Annotated in this window: 20 protein-coding genes and 1 tRNA gene; 14 read left to right on the top strand and 7 right to left on the bottom strand. The window is 67.7% G+C overall.

Going from position 1 to position 19,705, the window contains the following annotated elements; translation table 11 throughout:
* The first annotated feature begins 126 nt into the window (after positions 1 to 126).
* From FBY21_RS27375 to FBY21_RS27335, 9 genes are all read left to right on the top strand, one after another.
* Positions 127 to 1,167, top strand: a complete 1,041-nt coding sequence (locus FBY21_RS27375) for an SDR family oxidoreductase (protein ID WP_044405557.1) — start codon at positions 127 to 129, stop codon at positions 1,165 to 1,167.
* 36 nt (positions 1,168 to 1,203) lie between these two features.
* A complete protein-coding gene (locus tag FBY21_RS27370) occupies positions 1,204 to 2,718 on the top strand; it encodes a class I adenylate-forming enzyme family protein (protein WP_142015460.1) in 1,515 nt (504 codons plus the stop codon).
* Positions 2,708 to 3,319, top strand: a complete 612-nt coding sequence (locus FBY21_RS27365) for an HAD-IB family hydrolase (RefSeq protein WP_044405561.1) — start codon at positions 2,708 to 2,710, stop codon at positions 3,317 to 3,319. Before FBY21_RS27370 ends, FBY21_RS27365 begins: the two co-directional genes overlap by 11 nt.
* Positions 3,320 to 3,322: 3 nt before the next feature.
* A complete protein-coding gene (locus FBY21_RS27360) occupies positions 3,323 to 5,089 on the top strand; it encodes an FAD-dependent monooxygenase (RefSeq protein WP_142015458.1) in 1,767 nt (588 codons plus the stop codon).
* A gap of 99 nt (positions 5,090 to 5,188) precedes the next feature.
* Positions 5,189 to 6,241 (top strand): acyl carrier protein, encoded by a 1,053-nt coding sequence (locus FBY21_RS27355; RefSeq protein WP_142015456.1) that lies wholly within the window; start codon positions 5,189 to 5,191, stop codon positions 6,239 to 6,241.
* A gap of 29 nt (positions 6,242 to 6,270) precedes the next feature.
* Positions 6,271 to 9,627 (top strand): beta-ketoacyl synthase N-terminal-like domain-containing protein, encoded by a 3,357-nt coding sequence (locus tag FBY21_RS27350; RefSeq protein WP_142015454.1) that lies wholly within the window; start codon positions 6,271 to 6,273, stop codon positions 9,625 to 9,627.
* A 31-nt stretch (positions 9,628 to 9,658) separates the two neighbouring features.
* Complete coding sequence (locus FBY21_RS27345) at positions 9,659 to 10,114, top strand: SRPBCC family protein (RefSeq protein ID WP_142015451.1); 456 nt, start codon at positions 9,659 to 9,661, stop codon at positions 10,112 to 10,114.
* A gap of 33 nt (positions 10,115 to 10,147) precedes the next feature.
* On the top strand, positions 10,148 to 10,831 hold the full coding sequence (locus FBY21_RS27340; RefSeq protein ID WP_044405569.1) for an outer membrane protein: 684 nt from the start codon (positions 10,148 to 10,150) through the stop codon (positions 10,829 to 10,831).
* 318 nt (positions 10,832 to 11,149) lie between these two features.
* The gene (locus FBY21_RS27335) at positions 11,150 to 11,701 is read left to right on the top strand and encodes a GNAT family N-acetyltransferase (protein ID WP_160158625.1); all 552 of its coding nucleotides are present in this window, start codon (positions 11,150 to 11,152) and stop codon (positions 11,699 to 11,701) included.
* A gap of 417 nt (positions 11,702 to 12,118) precedes the next feature.
* On the opposite strand, the gene FBY21_RS27330 is transcribed toward FBY21_RS27335, so the two are convergent.
* Complete coding sequence (locus tag FBY21_RS27330; protein ID WP_232104215.1) at positions 12,119 to 12,655, bottom strand: Arc family DNA-binding protein; 537 nt, start codon at positions 12,653 to 12,655, stop codon at positions 12,119 to 12,121.
* 86 nt (positions 12,656 to 12,741) lie between these two features.
* Between FBY21_RS27330 and FBY21_RS27325 the strand changes: the two genes are divergently transcribed.
* The 3 genes from FBY21_RS27325 to FBY21_RS27315 all read left to right on the top strand — a co-directional run bounded on the left by FBY21_RS27325 (position 12,742) and on the right by FBY21_RS27315 (position 13,715).
* Positions 12,742 to 13,026, top strand: coding sequence for a hypothetical protein (locus FBY21_RS27325; protein WP_186355576.1), 285 nt, complete (start codon positions 12,742 to 12,744; stop codon positions 13,024 to 13,026).
* A 132-nt stretch (positions 13,027 to 13,158) separates the two neighbouring features.
* On the top strand, positions 13,159 to 13,395 hold the full coding sequence (locus FBY21_RS27320; RefSeq protein ID WP_142015445.1) for a type II toxin-antitoxin system ParD family antitoxin: 237 nt from the start codon (positions 13,159 to 13,161) through the stop codon (positions 13,393 to 13,395).
* Complete coding sequence (locus FBY21_RS27315; RefSeq protein ID WP_142015442.1) at positions 13,392 to 13,715, top strand: type II toxin-antitoxin system RelE/ParE family toxin; 324 nt, start codon at positions 13,392 to 13,394, stop codon at positions 13,713 to 13,715. The genes FBY21_RS27320 and FBY21_RS27315 overlap by 4 nt, the downstream gene beginning before the upstream one ends.
* A 61-nt stretch (positions 13,716 to 13,776) precedes the next feature.
* Here FBY21_RS27315 and FBY21_RS27310 read toward each other — a convergent pair.
* The 4 genes from FBY21_RS27310 to dapA all read right to left on the bottom strand — a co-directional run bounded on the left by FBY21_RS27310 (position 13,777) and on the right by dapA (position 17,019).
* A tRNA-Ser gene (locus tag FBY21_RS27310) sits at positions 13,777 to 13,866 on the bottom strand.
* A 148-nt stretch (positions 13,867 to 14,014) separates the two neighbouring features.
* Positions 14,015 to 14,884: a phosphoribosylaminoimidazolesuccinocarboxamide synthase gene (locus tag FBY21_RS27305; RefSeq protein ID WP_142015439.1), complete on the bottom strand. Its 870-nt coding sequence runs from the start codon at positions 14,882 to 14,884 to the stop codon at positions 14,015 to 14,017.
* Positions 14,885 to 15,006: 122 nt separating this feature from the next.
* A complete protein-coding gene (gene bamC, locus FBY21_RS27300; protein ID WP_044414059.1) occupies positions 15,007 to 16,122 on the bottom strand; it encodes an outer membrane protein assembly factor BamC in 1,116 nt (371 codons plus the stop codon).
* Positions 16,123 to 16,140: 18 nt separating this feature from the next.
* On the bottom strand, positions 16,141 to 17,019 hold the full coding sequence (dapA, locus tag FBY21_RS27295) for a 4-hydroxy-tetrahydrodipicolinate synthase (RefSeq protein WP_044414061.1): 879 nt from the start codon (positions 17,017 to 17,019) through the stop codon (positions 16,141 to 16,143).
* A gap of 166 nt (positions 17,020 to 17,185) precedes the next feature.
* Here dapA and FBY21_RS27290 point away from each other — a divergent pair, with 166 nt between their 5' ends.
* Both FBY21_RS27290 and FBY21_RS27285 read left to right on the top strand, forming a co-directional pair.
* Positions 17,186 to 17,743 carry a glycine cleavage system protein R gene (locus FBY21_RS27290; protein WP_044414064.1) on the top strand — a complete coding sequence of 186 codons (558 nt, stop codon included), beginning with the start codon at positions 17,186 to 17,188 and terminating at the stop codon, positions 17,741 to 17,743.
* 16 nt (positions 17,744 to 17,759) lie between these two features.
* Entirely contained in the window at positions 17,760 to 18,233 is a 474-nt protein-coding gene (locus FBY21_RS27285) for a peroxiredoxin (protein WP_142015434.1), read from the top strand.
* A gap of 52 nt (positions 18,234 to 18,285) precedes the next feature.
* Here the strand turns inward: FBY21_RS27285 and FBY21_RS27280 are convergent, their stop codons facing one another.
* Both FBY21_RS27280 and FBY21_RS27275 read right to left on the bottom strand, forming a co-directional pair.
* On the bottom strand, positions 18,286 to 19,365 hold the full coding sequence (locus FBY21_RS27280; RefSeq protein WP_074971884.1) for an AI-2E family transporter: 1,080 nt from the start codon (positions 19,363 to 19,365) through the stop codon (positions 18,286 to 18,288).
* Between the two features lie 22 nt (positions 19,366 to 19,387).
* Complete coding sequence (locus tag FBY21_RS27275; protein ID WP_044414073.1) at positions 19,388 to 19,627, bottom strand: sulfurtransferase TusA family protein; 240 nt, start codon at positions 19,625 to 19,627, stop codon at positions 19,388 to 19,390.
* Between the last annotated feature and the right edge of the window lie 78 nt (positions 19,628 to 19,705).

Below are 19,705 nucleotides of genomic sequence, written 5' to 3'. Positions count from 1 at the left end.
CCGCTTGATTTTTGAATACCGACTGGTATTCAATCTGCGCCGCCAGCGTCCTAGGACAAATCTGACAGACCGCTGGCAAGCGAAAGGAAGCCCTTCACCCACGTGTTCAAACAAGGTGTTTTTTCAATGGAATGTGCATTCGTAACCGGCGCAACGGGACTCTTGGGCAACAACACCGTACATGCACTTTTACAACGCAATATCAAAGTAAGAGCGCTGGTTCGTTCCATCGATAAAGCGAGAAAACAATTTGGTGACCTGCCCGTCGAACTGGTTCAGGGCGACCTGCAGGAAGTTGATAAGTTTCGCGCTCACTTGAAAGGCTGCGATGCACTCATACATACCGCCGCTTACTTCCGCGACAGTTACAAGGGCGGCAAACATTGGCAGGTGCTCTACGACACCAATGTGATCGCCACCGAGAACCTGCTGGCCGCTGCCTACGAGGCCGGCATCCGTCGAGGCGTGCATGTCTCCTCCATCGCCGTGCTCAAGGGCGAGCCGGGCCAACTGATCGACGAGACCATGTCGCGCCCCGAGGCCGGTGCCGACGACTACTACCGCAGCAAGATCCTCTCCGAACTCGTGGTGCGCAAATTCCTCCACAGCCACCCCGACATGCGCATGGCCATGGTGCTGCCGGGCTGGATGTTCGGCCCCGGCGACATCGGCCCCACCTCCTCCGGCCAGTTCCTCATCGACTTCATGCACGGCAAGCTGCCCGGCGTGCTCCCCGGCACCTTCTCGGTGGTGGATGCCCGCGACGTCGCCCAGCACGTACTGGCCGCGCTGGAGCGGGGGCGCAGCGGCGAGCGCTACCTGGCGGCCGGCGTGCACATGGACATGGGCAGCATCTTCAAGGCCCTGTCCCAGGTCAGCGGCCTGCCTGCACCGGAGCGCAAGGTTCCCCTGGCGGTGCTGCGGGTGATCGCCGCCCTCTATGAACTGCAACACCTGATCACCGGCAAGCCGGTGCTGATCAGCAACTCCACCATCAAGCTGATGGCCGGCGAACGCGACCGGACTCACTTCAGCCACGAAAAAAGCGCAAAAGAACTGGGCTGCCGCTTCCGTCCCGTGGAACAGACGCTGGCGGACACCCTGAACTGGTACCGGGCGAACGGCTACCTGCCGGAAACCGGGAACCCCCTTCCTACTGCCGAATGAGCCTTCCCCTCGATACCGGACGGAGTTCCCCTTGCCATGAGCCCCACCTCCCACCCTCCCGGCTTCCTGCACCGCTTCCTCGACATCGCCCGGGCGCACCCGGACCACTGCGCCATCCGTGACCTGGACAGCCCCGACAGCGACTTCACCTACGCCCAGCTCCACGCCCATGCCTGCCTGCGCAACGGCGCCCTCGCGGCGCTGGGGCTGGAGCCCGGCGAGCGGGTCGCCCTGGCGTTGCCCAACGGCGCCGAGTTCATCGCCTTCTACCTCGCCCTGCTGGGCCGGGGCGCCGTGCCGGTGATCCTCAACTACAAGCTCACGCCTCATGAAATGGGCGCGGTGATGGATGCCGCCCAGCCGGTGGCCCTCATCACCCTCGCCGAACTGGCCGAGGAGCACGCCGCCACCTTCGCCCGCGCCGGCATCCGCCACTGCCTGCTGGTGGACGGCCCCGCCAGCCAGGCAGCGCTGCCGGCCAACGCCGTACGCCTCGACGGGCTCGCCCATGCCCCGGCCCCGCTGGCGCTGCCGGAGGGCAACCCGATCGCCTCGCTGCAGTACACCTACCGTGGCCTCGGCCGGCCGCTGGGCGTGCCCCACCGCTACCTGGACCTGACCCTGTCCAGCGATGGCCTGCACGAGCACTTCCACCCCCAGGGCCTGGGCTCGGTGCACCTGGTGACGCTGCCGCTGTACGCCATCTTCGGTCTGTCGGTGATGCTGGTGTTCCCGCTGAGCATCGGCGCCACCCTGCTGATGACCAACACCCTGCTCAACCGCGACCTGGCCGAGGTGCTGGCCGAGCACCAGGTCAGCTTCGCCTGCCTGGTGCCGGACGTGATCCGCTACTTCAACCTGCGCCTGGCCAAGCGCAAGACCCCGCCGCCGCCGCTGCACCCGGAGCTGATGCTCTATTCGGGCGGCAGCCACCTGCCCGCCGACGAAGGCCAGAAGCTCGGCGAGCTGCTGGGCTGCCGCCCGGTGCTGCAGGGCTACGGCCTGACCGAGAGCATGCCGATGCTGGTGCAGAGTTCCCTGCGACCGACTTCGCGCGGCGCCATGGGCCTGCCCATCCGCCATGTGCAGGTGCGGGTGGTGAACAGCCGGGGCGAGGACGTGCGCACCGGGCAGATCGGCGAGCTGCTGATCAAGGGCCCCATGGTGATCGAGGCCTACGACGGTGAACCGGAGGTCAGTGCGCGGTTCATCCGCGACGGCTGGCTGCACACCGGCGACCTGGTCTGGCAGGACGACAGCGGCCACCTGTTCTTCTATTGCCAGCGCCTGCGCATCTCCAAGATCAAGGCGCAGATGATCGACTTCGCCGAGATCGAGGCGGTCGCCCTGCGCCACCCCGCCGTCACCGCCGCCCGCGCCTACGTGGTGCCCGACGCCAAGGCCATCAACGTCCTGCACCTGGCCGTGCAGTGCACGGACGAGGTCGCCCAGGGCGAGCTGAACACCCTGCTCGCCCGCCACCTGTCCGGCTTCAAGCTGCCCCGCGTCTTCGAAATCCTCACGCTCAAGGAGAGAGCCCATGCAAGCTGAAACCCACCGACCGGTCCTCGCCGTCTTCGACTTCGACGGCACCCTGACCGACCGCCACACCTTCTGGCGCTACATGCGCTTCATCCACGGCCCGGCGCGCTTCTGGCTGGCCATGGTCCCGCTGCTGCCGAAGATGGCCGGCGTGCTGCTCGGCCTGGTGCCGCTGATGACGGCGCGGCAGGCCTTCATCGAGCGCTACCTCAAGGGGCTGACCGTGGAGCAGGAGCGCGAGCACGCGCGCTTCTTCATCACCGAGCACCTGTCCCGCTGGCTGCGTCCCGAGGCCCTGCGCCGGCTCAAGTGGCACCAGGCCCAAGGGCACGTCACCGCGCTGGTGAGCAACTCCCCGGAGAACTACCTGCTGCCCTGGGGCAACCTGGTGGGCTTCGACCACGTCTGCGGCACCCGCCTGGCCACCGACAAGCGCGGCCTCAACGGCGCCATCGACGGGCGCAACTGCGTGGAGCGCGAGAAGGTCACCCGCCTGCGTGCCTGCGTCGGCGACCTGGCCCAGTACGACATCTATGCCTACGGCGACTCCTCCGGTGACCGCGACCTGCTGGACGTGGCGACCTTCCCCTTCTACCGCAACTGGTACTGACCGATGAGCCGCCAACCCTTCGCCACCGAGACCCCCACCCGGCCCACCGGCGCGCCCACCGTCCTGATCGTCGGCGCCGGCCCCATCGGCATGACCCTGGCCATCCTCCTCGCCCAGCAGGGCATCCCCCTGCGCATCATCGAGAAGAACGCCGGCCCCTCCACCGCCACCAAGGCCATCGCCATCCACTCGCGCACCCTGGAGATCTTCCGCGCCATGGGCGTGGCCGAGCAGGCCGTGGCCCAGGGCTTCGCCATCAACCAGTTCTCCGTGCAGTCCGACGGCAGCCGCATCCTCAACTACGACTTCGCCCAGTTGCAGGCGCCCTACCCCATGCTGCTGAGCCTGCCGCAGCCGCAGACCGAGGCCATCCTGCTGGAGCGCCTGGGCACGCTGGGCATCACGGTGGAGTGGAACACCGAGCTGACCGACCTGCAGGTGGACGGCGACCAAGCCACCGTGACGCTGCAGCCGGCCGAAGGCCCGCAGCAGATCCTCCGGCCACGCTGGGTGGCCGCCGCAGACGGTGCGCGCAGCCCGATCCGCAAGCACCTGGGGCTGACCTTCGAGGGCGAGTTCTACGACCGCTTCTTCATGCTCGCCGACGCCGACATCCAGTGGGACGGCAGCCAGGACGAAGGCGCCTTCTTCCTCGGCGACACCCAGGGCTACGTGGCGGTCGCGCCGATCAATGCGCAGTCGCGCTACCGCCTGTTCATCGAGATGCCCTACGACCTGCCGGCCGACGAGGCCGACCGCCCGCCGCTGACCCTGGAGAACTTCCAGCGCCTGTGCGAAGGGCGCGGGCAGAAGATGACCCTGTCCAACCTCAGCTCCACCACCATCGCCTCCTTCCAGCACCGCCGCGTGCAGCAGATGCAGAAAGGCCCGGTGTTCCTGGTGGGCGACAGTGCCCACATCGGCAGCCCCATCGGCGGGCAGTGGATGAACCTGGGCGTGTCCGAGGCGTACAACCTGGCCTGGAAGCTCGCCTTCGTGCACCAGGGCCTGGCCGATGCCTCGCTGCTCGACAGCTACCACGAGGAGCGCTACCCCGTGGCCCTGGAGGTGGAGAACACCGCCCACCGCCTGACCACCCTGATCACCGTGCAGAAGCGCCCGCTGGTGTGGCTGCGGGACCACCTGCTGCCGCTCATCACCCGCCGCCGCGCGGTGCAGCGCGTGCTGCCCTCGATGATCTCGGGGCACCAGTACCACTACCGCCCCAGCGAGCACATCCAGCAGTCGCTGGAGCCCAGACAGCGCAACCGCTGGGCGCGCAAGGGCCACGCCGGCGAGTACCACGGCCGCGCCCCGCTGGCCGGGCACCTGGCCCCGGACGTGACGCTATGGCAAGCCAACCCGGGGGCACCGGAGCAGCACCTGATCGACCTGTTCGACAAGGGCTTCACCCTGCTGGTGTTCACCGGCGAGGACCAGTTCTCCCCGCTGCTGCCCGGCTACCGTGACCTGGCCGCGCGCATCGAACGGGACTACCCTGCCGTGCAGGCCTTCTGCGTGGTGGACGCCCTCGACACCCGCGACTTCCCGGCCCACCCGCGAACCCTGCTCGACCCGGACTGGCGGCTGCACAAGCGCTACCACGCCCCGGCCGGCAGCCTGATGCTGGTGCGCCCGGACGGCTACATCGCCTTCCAGGGCCTGCAACCCATGGCGCTGGAGAGCTACCTGCAGCTGCGCTCGGGCCTGGTGCGCCAGCCGCTGCCGGTCAGCCGGACGCTGCATGCCCCGGAGCCGGCCACGGCCTGACGCCCGCCCCCACCCACACCCTTATTCCCTGACGGAGAGCCGCCCCAGCGTGGCGGCTCGCCCGTGGATCAATGTCGCGCCCTTTTTGAGGTCAACCCCATGAACTTGGCACTGGATAACGTGGTTCAGGATTTCATCGTCTCCAACGGCAAGATCGCCCAGAGCTACTTCGATCTGTCCGGCAAGATCATCGACTCCCTGTGCGAGTCCCACAGCGCCCGCGAAGCGGTGCTGCTGCGCCTGATCGAACAGGCCCAGCTGGTCACCTCGCAGTACCTGGAAGCCCACCAGCAGGTGGTGCAGAGCCTCTACCTCAACCACCAGGACCTGGCCGCCGAACGCCGCGAAGCCCCGCCGCTGTCGGTGACCCCGCTGCGGGTGGTGCCGGCCGCGCCGCTGCCGGAAGCCCCCGCCGAGGCCCCGGGCTACGAGGCCTGGCTGCGCGAGGAGATCAGCGCCATGAGCGGCCTGCCCGCCGCCGACATCGACCTGCAGCAGCGCTTCGACGAGATGGGCCTGGATTCCCTCAGCCGGGTGAACCTGTTCGATGCCCTCGGCCAGGCCTTCCCCGAGACCCGCGCCCACGCCGAGCACTTCTTCGACCTGCAGAGCCCGGCCGAGGTGCTCGCCCAGCTCGCCAGCGCCCCGGCGACCGAGCCCGTGGACGTGGCCGGCCAGGTGCTGGCGCTGCTGGCCGAGATCACCGGGTTCGACGCCGCCGAACTGGACCCGCGCCAACCCTACGAGGAGCAGGGGCTGGATTCGCTGATCCGCCTGGACTTCCTCGACCTGGTCACCCGCCAGTGGCCGGCCCTGAAGCCCCACGAAAGCGAACTGAGCGAGGCGATCTGTGCCCAGCAGACCATCGCCCAGGTCACCCGCCTGCTGGCCGACGGCCCCCGTGCCGAGGCCGCCGACGCAGCGCCCATCGCCCCCGATGAACGCCTGCGCGAGGCCGTGGCACCGCTGCTGGCGGAACAGGGCGCCGACGCCAGCCGCCCCTTCGCCGAACTGGGCCTGACCGGCTTCGACCGCGCCGCCCTGTGCGAACGCATGGCCAGCACCTGCAGCACCAGCGCCTTCGCCGGTGAGGCGCTGATGTCCCGGCGCAGCCCCGAGGACGCCGCCGCCCTGCTCGGACGCATGGGCTGACCTGCGTGCCCCACGACAAGGAGAACGTCATGACGGCCCCCTCCCCTGCCCCGCTGTGCTTCAGCGCCATGGCCGGCACCTTCCCCGGAGCCCCCAGCATCGACGCACTGTGGAAGCTGCTCCGCCAGGGCCAGCGCGCCCCGCAGCAGGACCTGCTGCGACGCTGGCGCATGGCCCGCGAGGCGATCCACCACCCCCGCCCCGGCGAGAAGGACCGGGTCTACCTGCACCAGGTCCACGGCCTGGGTGGCGACGAACCGGAGCAGTTGAGCGACGGTCGCCAGCTGGCCATCGGCTGCGCGGTGCTGGAGGAGCTGCTGGAACCGCTCGCCACGCTGCCGCGTGCGCGCACGGCGCTGATCGTCGCCACCTCCTGGAGTGACGAGAGCTACTTCCTCGCCAGTGCCGACCCGGCCAACGCCCCCCGCCCGGGGCTGACGCCCGCCGACCAGGTGGCACGGCTGGCCGACGCCTGCGGCCTGGGCGGCCCGGCCCTGACGGTGGACACCGCCTGCAGTTCGTTCATCTATGCCGTGGACCTGGCCCAGGGGCTGATGGACAGCGGCCAGGCGGAGCAGGTGGTGGTCATGGCCCTCAACACCCTGATGCCGCCGCCGCTGTACCTGGGTTTCTCCCAGCTCACCGCGTTCTCGCCCCGGGCGCAGTTGCAGGCCTTCGGCGCGGAGGCAGACGGCATCGTCCCCGGCGAATGCGCCGTAGCCTTCCTGCTGGAGCCGCTGCAACGGGCACTGGAGGGCGCCCGCACGCCCCTGGGCCTGATGCGCGCCCTGGGGCTCTCCGCCGATGGCGCCGAAGGCTCGGTCTTCACCCCTGGCAAGCAGGCCCAGTACACCGCCTACCAGCGCGCCTGGGCCGGGCTGGACCCGGCCAGCGTGGGCTACATCGAGAGCCACGGCACCGGCACGCCCCTGGGGGATGCCACCGAGATCGGCTCGCTGCAGCGCTTCTTCGGCCCCCATGTCGCCGGGCCCATTCCCCTCGGCTCGATCAAGGCCAACATCGGCCACACCCTTGCCGCCGCCGGCGGTCCGTCCCTGGCCAAGGCCCTGCTGATGCTGCGGCACGGCACGCTACCACCCCAGGTGGCCTACGCCGGCAGCGGCAAACTGGCCGACACCTGCCTGCGCCTGGTGGAGGGGCAACCCCAGGCCCTGGCGGCGGGGGAGCAGCCCTTGCGCATCGGCCTCTCCAGCTTCGGCTTCGGCGGCGCCAATGCGCACATGGTGGTGGAGGCCTACCGGCCCGCTGCGGCACCGGTGCCCGCGCCGGCCCGCTCCGAGGAGCCGATCCGCCTCGACCTGATGGTGGTGGAGGCCGAGGCCGCCCTGGCCGGTGGCAGCTCCCTCGCCGAGTTCGGCCAGGCACTGCGCCAGGGCCCGCAGGCGCCGCTGCCCTTTCCCCAGGGCCGCTTCGGCGCCCAGGCCCCGCAGGTGGCGGTGCGGGCCGGGCAGTTCCTGGCGCGTGACCGGGTGATCGACATCGACGGCTACGGCATGGGCCCCCGCCCCCTCGCCCATGTGGACCCGTTCAAGCTGCTGGTGACCGACCGCGTCGGCCAGTTGCTCAAGCGCCTGCCGGGCACCGCCGCCTCGGACCGCACCGCCATGGTCATGTGCTGCAACCTGGGCGGCGAACGCTTCACCAACGCCTACAGCGAGGCGGAGCGTCACTACCGCGAAGGCCAGGGGCCGGCGCCGGGCATCGAGGTGGCGGACGTAGCCAGCATGCTGCCCAGCCTGCTCTCCGGCTATCCCGCCAAGTTCTTCGACCTGCGCGGCTTCCACCAGACCCTGGCCGGCGGCCCGGGGCTGTTCTGGCACACCTTGCTGGCGGCGCCGCACTGGTTCGAGCGGGGCATCGACACCCTGCTGCTGGGCGCGGGCCGCTTCATCAGCGGCGCCAGCGAGCTGCTCGCGCTGGCCGACACGCCGGTGCCCCAGGGCGAGGGCCTGGGCGTGCTGGCCCTGCAGCGCTACCGGGCCGACGGCCCCCAGGCGCCCTTGCTGCGGCTCGTCGCAGCACTGCCGGGCAGTGCCGCCACCGACCGCCAGCAGGCGGCCGAGCGCCTGGGCATCGCCCCGGGCGCCCGCCTGCTCACCTGCCAGGTGCAGGCGGGCCCGGCAGACGACCCGCTGCAGGCACTCACCGGCTACCTGGCCGAAGCCTCGGGCATCGCCACCCTGCTCCAGGCCCTGCTGGGCGAACCCGGCGAGCGGCTGGTGGAGGTGCGCGACGGCGAGCGGGTGCTCTGCTGGCTGCAGGCCGAGTGCCTGGCCACCTGGCAGGCACCGCCGGCCCCGGCCACGCCACGGGCGGCCTTCACCCTGCGTTTCGCCAAGCCTCACACAGCCCCCGCGGTACTCGCGCCGGCGGCGCAACTGCTCCCCGCCGAACCGGGCCTGGAGGACGGCGTCGACCTGATCGGCCTCGGTGACACCCTCACCCGTACCCTGCTCAGCAGCCTGCACCTGCGCAGCCGTGCCCTGCGCGAGCTGCTGGCCATCCGCCCCGACCCGCTGGCACGCGCGCCCGGCGAGAGCTGGCGCCGCAGCGAGCGCAACACGGTGATCACCCATGTGCTGCGGCGCAGCCCGCAGAGCCTGAACGCCACCCTGCGGGTCGACGAGGGTCATCCGTACTTCTTCGACCACCCGCTGGACCACGTGCCCGGCATCCTGCTGATCGAAGGCGTGCTGCAGCTGATGGAGCACGCGGTGCCGGCCCTGCGCGGCGACGCGGTGTTCATCCGCGGGCTGAACGTGCGCTTCCAGCGCTACGTGATGAAGGAACGCCCGGTGGACATCGAACTGCAGCAGAACGGCCCCCACGGCTACACCGCGCGGGTGATGCAGGACGAGCAGCTGATGTGCACCTGCACCTTGATGCTGAGCCCCGGCCAGGTGCCGCCCTCCGGGGGGGCGCTCGCACCGGTACGCCCCTGCCAGCGACAGGACTGGCTGCACAAGGCCCGCGCGGAGAACGTGCTGGTCGGCGACATCGACCCGCAGGCGCGGGTGCTGGCATGCCCCATCCCGCCGGGGCAGTTCTTCGAGGACGGCCACCCCCGGCAGCACTCCATGGTGTATTTCCTGGAGATCGCCCGGCAGGCCTACATGCAGATCGCCCACGGCGCGCTGCGCATCCCGCTGAAGACGCCCATGAACCTGCTGGTGCTCGACTTCACCCTGGCCCGCTCCATCGGTCGCCGGCAGGCGCTGGCCCTGGCGCCGCAGAGCGCGCTGCCGGCCAACGCCCAGGCCTTCAAGACCAACCGCATCGTCATCGAGCTGGAGGCCGACGGCCAACCGCTCGGCGCCGCCACCGTGACCGCCCAGGTGCTCAGCCGGCAGGCGCACCCGGCCTGAGGCCGGCCCATCGACCCGAGGAGAACAGACCATGAGTGACGTGAGAGTGGAACTGCGCATGAACGCCCCCGCCAGCACCATCTGGCAGCTGTGGGAGGACGTGGCCAACGCGCCGCAATGGGACACCGACGTGCGCCAATGCACCCTGGACGGCCCCTTCCGCGTGGGCACCCAGGGGCTCTGCGTGCTGAAGAACGGCCTGAAGATGCCGCTGCAGATCACCCAGGTGACGCCCCTGCGCAGCTACACCAACACCGCCCGCCTGCTGGGCATGCGCCTGACCTTCAGCCACTACCTGACGCCCATCGGCACCGAGACCCATGTGGTCCATGCCGCGCGCATCGAGGGGCGGCTGAGCGTCTTTTACCGCTCGCTGGTACGGCGCCTGCTGCAGGCCGCCATGGGCCAGGCCCTGCGCAACCTGCGAAGCCTGGCCGAAGCCCGCGCGGTGCAGGACACCCGCGAGCCGCTGCGCGCTACGCGCTGAACCGACCCCTTCCCACCCCGAACCGAGACCACCATGACGCTATCGCTTCGACGCCTTGCTCCCCTCCCCCTGCTGCTGGGCCTGTGCACCCCGGCCCTCGCCGATGACAGCGGCCTGTACGTCAGCCTGCTGGGCGGCGCCAACTGGGTGGCCCACCAGAACCTGCGGCAGAACTCGCTGGACTTCGTGCAGATGGACTACGAACAGCCGCTGTCCTCCGGCTATGCCGTGGACCTGGCCGTGGGCTGGCGCTCCCCCATCGGCCTGCGCCCGGAGCTGGCGCTGGCCTACCGGCGCAACAGCCTGGACCAGTTCGCCGACCGCGTGTACGAAGGCGGCGGCAAGATCGACGGCAAGGGCCAGGAGGCCGGCAGCAGCCTGATGGCCAACCTCTGGTACGACCTGCCGATGCCCGAGGGCTTCACCCGCATCAAGCCGTACATCGGTGGCGGCGTGGGCTACACCCGCCTGACCATCCGCGACCTGGAGGCCAACGGCGTGTCCTTCGGCGCCACCCACCGCGACGACGTCGGCACCTGGCAGCTGGGCGCCGGCGTCGCCTACCAGTGGGACGCGCACTGGTCCGTCTCCATGGACTACCGCTACCTGCAGACCCGCACTGCGCACTTCGGCGACATCGAAGGCCTGCCACCGGGCGACGTCAGCACCCAGTACAACGCCCAGTCGCTGATGCTCGGCGTGCAATACGGGCTGTAGCCCAACGGCGCCCCGGGCTCAGCCCGGGCAGGGTGGATCGATGAAGCGCGATCCACCCACGCACAATCTCCCCCCACCCCGTAGGATGCGCTGAGCTACGCGATGCGCATCTCCCCCACACCGACGCTCACCCGTAGCCCGGGCTTCAGCCCGGGAACAGTGGATCGATGAAGCACGCCCCAGCTACGTACAACCTCCCCCACGCCCCGTAGGATGCGCTGAGCTACGCGATGCGCATCGATTCACAGCACCCGATACGAATGCTTTGCGTGCTGCATTACCATGCTCGGCCGCCCCTCGACTGCCAGCAGGAAGCCCATGAGCCGCCCCCCGGACATCACCCTTCACACCTCCCCGGTAGCCGATTCGGACCTGGACTTCGTTTTCACCTTCGAGCGGCGGCAGGTGGTGGATCGGGTCATTCGCTTGCAGGCGGGACGCGCGGTAGAGAGCGCCGATCCCTTCATCGACGACTGGTCCACGGCCGAACGCCAGGAGGTGAAGGACACGCTGCGGGCCGTACTGGCCAACGGCGGCATGGTCTGCCTGGCGACCTGTAAGGGGCGGGTCGTCGGCTTTGCCTGTGTGGACGGCGCGCCTGTCGATCCCGGCGGGCGTTACCACCCGCTGAGGGAGTTTCACGTCGAGGCCAGCGAGCGTGGTCGGGGCATCGGGCGCCTGCTGTTTGCCTGCTGCCTTGAAGAGGCTCGTCGCAAGGGCTTCCAGCACCTGTACGTCTCTTCCCACTCGGCACGGGAGACGGTGCTGTTCTACCAGCGTCAGGGTTGCGTAGATGCGCAGTGGTTGTGGCCGGAGCAGGTGGAGCGGGAGCCGTTCGACTATCCGATGGAGTACGAGGTGGGGCGATGAGCAACGCAAGGGTGGGCAGATGAGGGTCAAGCTGGTTATCGAGTTCTGCTGATGTTTTTTGTTTCGCCTTCCCAGGCGAGTCACTTTTCTCAATCGCCCAGAAAAGTAACCAAAAGGGCTCGCCCCTGCATCCGGGTCCCGCTTCGCGGGACTCCCCTCGCTCCATCGTTGCTACGGGGGCCGGCGCGATGGGCCATCCATGGCCTGACGCGCCTCTCGCGGCATCCATGCCGCTCGTCCCCCTGCGCAACGACTCCGCTCGGCCTCCTGAAGGGGCAGTTTCCCTGCCCCACCTTCTCGACCAAGCACACGTCCAGCGTGCGCTGACTAGATTGCGCACATGTCTTCTTTCAGAGCGGTGAAGGTGGACTCAATAAATAGGTCCGGCAGTTCGTGGCTACTCAGAACGTTGCCGTCTCAAAACTTGATGCCAATAGAAGCTGTCTCTTCCCAGCTCGCTTTGTAGCCCGCCTCAGACAGCTCTTGCAGCACATCCCCCATGAGGCGAGACAGGTCAGCCTCTGAAAGCCCGAAGTTCAATCCCAGGTCTCCGACATCAACCGTCACCCCGTCATGACCCAGCCTGACGGCACGCGCGATGGCCTCAATCGCTCTTCTACGAATCTCATCCGGCAATCCCGCTCTCGCCATCAGCGCCAATTCCCTTGCTCTGGCGGCAGGCATCAACTTCTCGGTAGCGGACTCGCCAAGAAAACTGGCTTCGATGCGGGCAACCAGCTCGGCATTCAGTGATCGGCCTGAAGTCTTGGCTGCCTGCTCCACCTGGGCGCGCAGCTGGACAGGCATTCTCAGTTTGAATTGGGGGTCTTCTCTGCTCATTCGCGGGAGGATGGACCACCGTGGTATTGACAGCAATGGAACCACCGTGATCCCATCCCAATACAGATAAACCACCGTGATCCCTTTAGGCATAATCGGAGTCAACTCATGCATCCCAAAGACTTCTTTGCGGCTCCCCTGGCCGCCCTTGGAAAGCGCGCAAGTCTATTCGGCGTTTGGGAATCCGGAGGGGAAGAGAAATGAACAACGAGTCCTTGGATACCGTCAGAGCCCTGGCAAACCTGGGGCAGACGGTGGTGATGGAGTTGCACTGGGAAGAAGTGCCGCATCCGCTGTTCTGCTGCTACCACATCGTGGGTGTGGTGGTGCCGGTGGAAGGGGTTTGCGAGGAGGGCTACTTCCTGGTGAAGGACGCGCTGGCGCCGGGGCCGTTTCCGGATGAGCTGTTCTGGTCGGACATCCGCCGGATGAAGGTGCTGGTGCAGCGCCCCCTGCCCGCGCCAGGAGCACACGGGTATGCCTGAAAGCACGAAGCGGCCTGGGGTCTTGCTGGGCATGGGGCCGGGTTGCCGACGACTGACCCAGGGCTCTGCGACAATGGCCTGCGGTATCCGGTGCTAAGATTCTTTGGCAATTTTTGCCAAAGGGTGAACGCGATGAGCACCATGAACATTTCCCTGCCCGACAGCCTCAAGAGCTTCGTCGACGAACAGGTCAGCCAGCGCGGCTACGGCACCAGCAGTGAGTACGTGCGCGAGCTGATCCGCAAGGACCAGGATCGTCAGCGCCTGCGCAACCTGCTCCTGGAGGGCGCCTCGTCATCCCCTGCCACTCCGGCTGACGACACCTACTTCGAAGCACTGCGCAACCGGGTCCGGAATGCCAAGGCATGAAGGCCAAACCCATCATCCCCCGTGCACGGGCCAACCAGGATATCGACGACGCCATCAGCTACTACCTCAGCGAAGGCGCCGAGCAGGCGGCACTCGGTTTCATCGACGCGCTGGAGAGAACGTACAAGCGCATCGGTCGCCATCCCGAGGCGGGCTCATCGCGGTACGCCCATGAACTCGACCTGCCGGGGCTGCGCTCATGGGCACTGGGGCGCTATCCCTATCTGGTGTTCTACATGGAACGCGAAGACCACATCGATGTGTGGCGCGTCCCGCACAGCCATCGGGATCTACCAGCCTGGATGCAGTCGGGTGACTGAAAGCACCGGCGCGGAAAGCACAAAGCCCCTGGCTCTCTCGAACCAGGGGCTTTGCTGTGTATGGCGGGAAGATAGGGATTTGAACCCTAGGTGCCATTGCTGACACAACGGATTTCGAATCCGTCCCGTTCGGCCACTCCGGCATCTTCCCGAACGGCGCGCATCATACCAGCTCATCCGCCGATGGCGAAGCCCATGAGGCGATTTTTTCGCGTGGTTTCAGATGCTTGCAGCAGGTCGGGCTTCCAGCCGCCTGCCGCTCCGTTATCGGGGACGGCAGGCGGGGGCGCACCCTCGGCTCAGGCGGTGAGCTTGGTGAGGGCTTCGCGGTACTTGTCGGCGGTCTTCTGGGCGACGTCGGCCGGTACGGCGGGGGCCGGCGGCTCCTTGTTCCAGCCGGTGGACTCGAGCCAGTCACGGACGAACTGCTTGTCGAAGCTGGGCGGGTTCTTGCCTTCGACGTAGCTCTCGACGGGCCAGAAGCGGCTGGAGTCGGGGGTGAGCACTTCGTCCATCAGGGTCAGGGTGCCGTCTTCGTCGATGCCGAATTCGAACTTGGTGTCGGCGATGATGATGCCGCGGGTGGCGGCGTATTCGACAGCGGTGCTGTACAGGGCGATCGCGGTGTCACGGACCTTGGCGGCCAGTTCCTTGCCGATGATGGCTTCGCACTGTTCGAAGGAGATGTTCTCGTCGTGGTCGCCGACGGCGGCCTTGGTGGAGGGGGTGAAGATCGGCTGAGGCAGCTTGGAGGCTTCCTTGAGGCCGGTCGGCAGCTGGATGCCGCAGACGGTGCCGCTCTTCTGGTACTCCTTCCAGCCGGAACCGACGATGTAGCCACGAACGATGGCTTCGACGGCGACGGGCTTGAGGCGCTTGGCGACGACGGCGCGGCCTTCGACGAGGGGCAGCTCGGCGGCGGGGACGACGTCTTCGACGCGGTCACCGGTGAAGTGGTTGGGGACGATGCCGCTGAGCTTGTCGAACCAGAAGTTGGAGATGGCGGTGAGGATCTTGCCTTTCTCGGGGATGGGCTGGTCGAGGATGACGTCGAACGCGGAGAGCCGGTCGGTGGCAACCATGAGCATGCGCTTGTCGTCGATCTCGTACAGGTCGCGGACCTTGCCCGAATAGATCTTCTTCAGGCTCAGGGTGCTGGGAGTGGTCATGTCGTTTTCCGCCTCTATCAAACGAAACAGGCGAAACCGGGGTTTCGCCTATCGGGTTCCGCAGCCTGCACGGGGCCGGCCATTGGATGCCGGGCGGCGCAAGGGCCGCCCGGTTTCGGCTGTCAGCCGAGGTTTTCCTGGATCAGGGTCAGCACGCGGCGCGCCACGTCGGCGGGGGCGACGGTGTTGAGGTCCTTCTCGACGGTGACCTGGACGCTCTCACCGACGCGGGTCAGGCGGACCTGGTAGCGCTCGGCACGGGCTTCGATCTCTTCCTTGCTCGGCGCGCTGCCGAACAGGCGGCTGAAGAAGCCGGGCTCCTTGTCCTTCTCGGCACCCTCGGCGAGGTTGATGTAGTAGACGCCTAGGCTGCGGTTGATGTCGTCGACGCGGACGTCGCCCATCTCCAGGGCGCGGCCGACGCTGGACCAGCCGCGGTCGAAGTCTGCACCGAGGTTGAGCACGGGGTTGCCGCTGCCGTCCTGGGTGAGGGTGACGCGGCTGGGGGCGTCGAAGTCGCGGGCGGCGAGCAGGGAGACGGAGCCGCCCTGTTCGGCGCTGCGGGCCAGGGTGGCGAGCATTTCGTCCATCAGCGCGGCTTCCAGGCCCGGGCTGTCGGAACGGCTCGGCCAGCCGGTGTCGGCGCTGCTGCCAGCCGGGCGGCTGGTGGTGAGGATGAAGATCTCGGAGGTGTTGCGCTGCACGCCGGGCTCGATGCGCACGCGGGCACGCACTTCGCTGTCGGGCTCCAGGCCGCTCACGCGGCTGCCGAGGCGGCGGGCCAGGGGAGCGGAGAGCTGGTCGAGGCGCTGCCAGGCGGTGCTGAATTCACCGGTCTGCGGGCGCTCGTCGGCGATGCGGAAACCGCCGTCCTCGAAGAACTGGCGGGCCACCGGCCAGACTTCGGCCGGTACGCGCTGGGCGACGACCCAGCGGGAATCGCCGCTCTTCTGCAGGCTGTACTCGCTGACTTCGCCACGCACCTGCAGGGGCTGCGGGCGCGGGACTTCGTAGTCGGGGTCGGTGCGGTTGTCGGCGACGTTGGCCGGGATCGGCAGCAGCGGGTCGAGCCGCTTGCTGTCGGCATCCGCCGGCAGCTGCATGGGCGCGGCCTGGCGCGCTTCCTGGTAGTCGTTGCCGCGGTCGCGGAAGTAGCCTTTTTCGCCCCAGAGCCAGCCGCAACCGCTGGTACTGGAGATCATCAGGGCGAGCGCGGAGAGTCCGGCCAGTCGCTTCATGCGTTGTTGCTCCAAGGGTTAGGCAAGCACGCCGGACTGGCGCAGGGCCTGGCGCAGGGGTTCGTGGCAGCGGGGGCTGAGCCAGGTGAGCGGCAGGCGGATGCCGTCCGGGATCAGGCCCATTTCGTGAAGCGCCCACTTGACCGGGATCGGGTTGGACTCGATGAACAGGGCCTTGTGCAGCGGCATCAGCTTGTCGTTCAGGCCACGCGCGGTGGCGGCATCGCCGGCCATGGCGGCGGCGCAGAGCTGGGCCATCTCGCGGGGGGCGACGTTGGCGGTGACGGAGATGTTGCCCTTGCCGCCCATGAGCATCAGCTCGACGGCGGTGGCGTCGTCACCGGAGTAGACGAGGAAGTCCTTGCTGACGCGATCCAGTACTTCCTGGCCGCGCTTGAGGTCGCCGGTGGCTTCCTTGATGCCGATGATGTTGCCGATCTTGGCCAGGCGCTCGACGGTCTCGGGCAGCATGTCGCAGACGGTGCGGCCGGGAACGTTGTAGAGGATCTGGGGGATCGCTACGGATTCGGCGATGTGGCGGAAGTGTTGGTACAGGCCTTCCTGGGTCGGCTTGTTGTAGTAGGGGGTCACCAGCAGGCAGGCATCGGCGCCTACGTCTTTGGCGGCGGCGGTCAGCTCGACCGACTCACGGGTGGAGTTGCCGCCGGTGCCGGCGATGACCGGGATACGGCCGTTGACCTGATCCACCACGCGGCGGATGACTTCGACGTGCTCGGTGACATCCAGGGTGGCCGATTCGCCCGTGGTGCCGACCGCGACTATGGCGTTGGTGCCTTCCTGGAGGTGGAAATCCACCAGCTTGGCCAGGCTCGCCCAGTCCAGTTGACCCTGCGCGTCCATGGGCGTGACAAGCGCCACCATACTGCCCGCAATCATGCAACCGCTCCTGCCGGAAAAAGAGAGCGGTAATGGTACTGGCGGCCTGGGTCCAGCACAAGGTGACACGGGGCCTGCCAGCATTCCCCTTGGCGGCGCTTTTCGCTACCCTTCCCGCTTTGATAGACGCGGCCTCGCCGCCCTCCCCTCGCTTTAGGAACGCTGCATGTCCACCACCCCGCCCCGCGAACAATTCCTCGTGATCAGTGCCCTTGGCCGGAACCCGATGGACCTGACCACCGTGCTCTGCCGCGCCAGCCAGGAAAACCGCTGTGCCGTGGTCAGCAGCCGCATGACCCGCCACGGCGAGTACTGCGCCCTGGTGCTGCAGGTTTCCGGCAGCTGGGATGCGCTGGCGCGCCTGGAGTCCGGTGTACCGGCCCTGGCCAAGCGCCACGACTTCACCACCCACATGGTGCGCAGCGGCCTGCTGGAGCCGCGTCCGAACTCGATGCCGTACGTCGCCTATGTGAGCGCGGTGTACCGCCCGGACATCCTCAGCGAGCTGTGCCAGTTCTTCCTCGACCACCGTGTGGAGATCGAGAACCTGACCTGCGACACCTACCAGGCGCCGCAGACCATGGGCACGATGCTCAACGCGACCATCACCGTGACGCTGCCGGCCGGCACCCAGATCAGTTGGCTGCGCGATCAGTTCCTGGACTTCGCCGATGCGTTGAACCTGGACGCGCTGATCGAACCGTGGCGTCCGCAACACCCCTGAACAGAGGAGCTTTCCCATGGCCGTGAGCCTCGACCAGCCTGTCGCCGATTTCACCGCTGCCGCCACCAGTGGCGTGGAAGTGAAGCTGTCTGCCCTGCGTGGCAAGCAGGTGGTGATCTACTTCTACCCGAAGGACAGCACCCCGGGGTGCACCACCGAGGGCCAGGACTTCCGTGATCGCCACGGCGCGTTCGAAGCCGCCAACACGGTGATCTTCGGCGTCTCCCGCGATGGCCTGAAGTCCCACGAGAACTTCAAGTGCAAGCAGGCCTTCCCCTTCGAGCTGATCTCGGACAAGGACGAGGCGCTGTGCCAGCTGTTCGACGTGATTCGCCAGAAGAAGCTCTACGGCAAGGAGTACCTGGGCGTCGACCGCAGCACTTTCCTGATTGACAAGGACGGCGTGCTGCGCCAGGAATGGCGCGGTGTGAAGGTGCCGGGCCATGCCGACGAGGTGCTGGCCGCTGCGCAGGCGCTGAACAAGGCCTGAGCCCCCGCCGCAATGAAAAATGCCGCGAATCTTCGCGGCATTTTTTTGCCCGTCACATGATGGGCGCAGGCCCGGCCGGCTCCGCAGAAGTACGTGGCCAGGCATCCAGCACGGCCTTGAACAGGGTGGCCAGCGGGATGGCGAAGAAGATGCCCCAGAAGCCCCACAGCCCGCCGAACAGCAGCACGGCGCAGATGATGGCCACCGGGTGCAGGTTGACCGCTTCGGAGAACAGCAGCGGCACCAGCACGTTGCCATCCAGGGCCTGGATGATGCCGTGGAGGACCATCAGGTAGATGAACTGGTCGCCCCAGCCCCACTGGAACAGGCCGATCAACGCCACCGGCACGGTGACCACCACGGCGCCGATGTAGGGCACCACCACCGACAGGCCCACCAGCAGCGCCAGCAGGGCGGCGTAGTTGAGCCCGAGGGAAACGAAGGCGACGTAGGTGACGCCGCCGCAGATGACGATCTCGATGACCTTGCCACGGATGTAGTTGGCGATCTGCTGGTGCAGCTCCTTCCACACGCGGGTCATCAACTGCCGCTCGCGGGGCAGGTAGCCGCTCAGCCAGCGCAGGATCAGTTCGCGGTCCTTGAGGAAGAAGAACACCAGGATCGGCACCAGCACCAGGTAGATCATCAGGTTGACCAGCAGCGGCAGGCTGGAGAGGGAGAAGGTCAGCGCCCACTGGCCGAACTTGCCGATCTCGCTGCGGGTGACCTCGATGGCGTTGAGCACCTGCTCGTCGGTCACCAGGTGCGGGTAGCGCTCCGGCAGCAGCAACAACAGCGACTGCCACTCCCCGAGCATGCGCGGCAACTCGTTGAAGAGGTTGCTCAACTGCTGCCAGAGCAGCGGCAGCAGCACCACGAGGAACAGCGCCAGCAGGCCGATGAACAGGGTGAACACCACCCAGACGGCCGCCGGGCCCGGCATCCGCAGGCGCTCCAGCTGGTTGACCAGCCCCTGCATCAGGAAGGCGAGCACCAGGCCGGCAAGCACCGGGGCGAGCATGTTGCCGAGGGTGAGCACCAGGGTGAAGCCCAGCACGAGGAAGACGGCCAGCACCACGGCCTCTTCATCGGAGAAGTAGCGCTGCACCCAGTCACGAAGCACCTTGAACATCGGAATCCCTCGAACGCGGCGCTCAGGCCTTGCGCAACCAGTAGCGGAACACGCCGTCGGCGGCGTCCTCGTGCAGCAGCTCGTGTCCGGCCAGGCGGGCGAAGGCACGGAAATCGCGTTGCGAACCGGCGTCGGTGGCGGTGACCTTGAGGACTTGGCCGCTGGCGAGGCGGTTGAGTTCGAGCTTGGCCTTGAGCAACGGCAGGGGGCAGTTGAGCCCACTGGCATCCAGCTCGGCGTCGAAGGGGACGGCGTCGGTCATGGGGCATCTCCAGAAGGGCGCCTAGGATACAGAAGCGTTCTCTGCGCTGGCCAGCCGAGCGGAATGAAAGCTACATTT

Origin of the sequence: Pseudomonas sp. SLBN-26 (assembly GCF_006715895.1) — a bacterium.
Lineage (GTDB): Bacteria > Pseudomonadota > Gammaproteobacteria > Pseudomonadales > Pseudomonadaceae > Metapseudomonas > Metapseudomonas otitidis.
The sequence above is the reverse complement of the archived record's forward strand: the minus strand, read 5'-3'. Positions and strand labels throughout refer to the sequence as shown.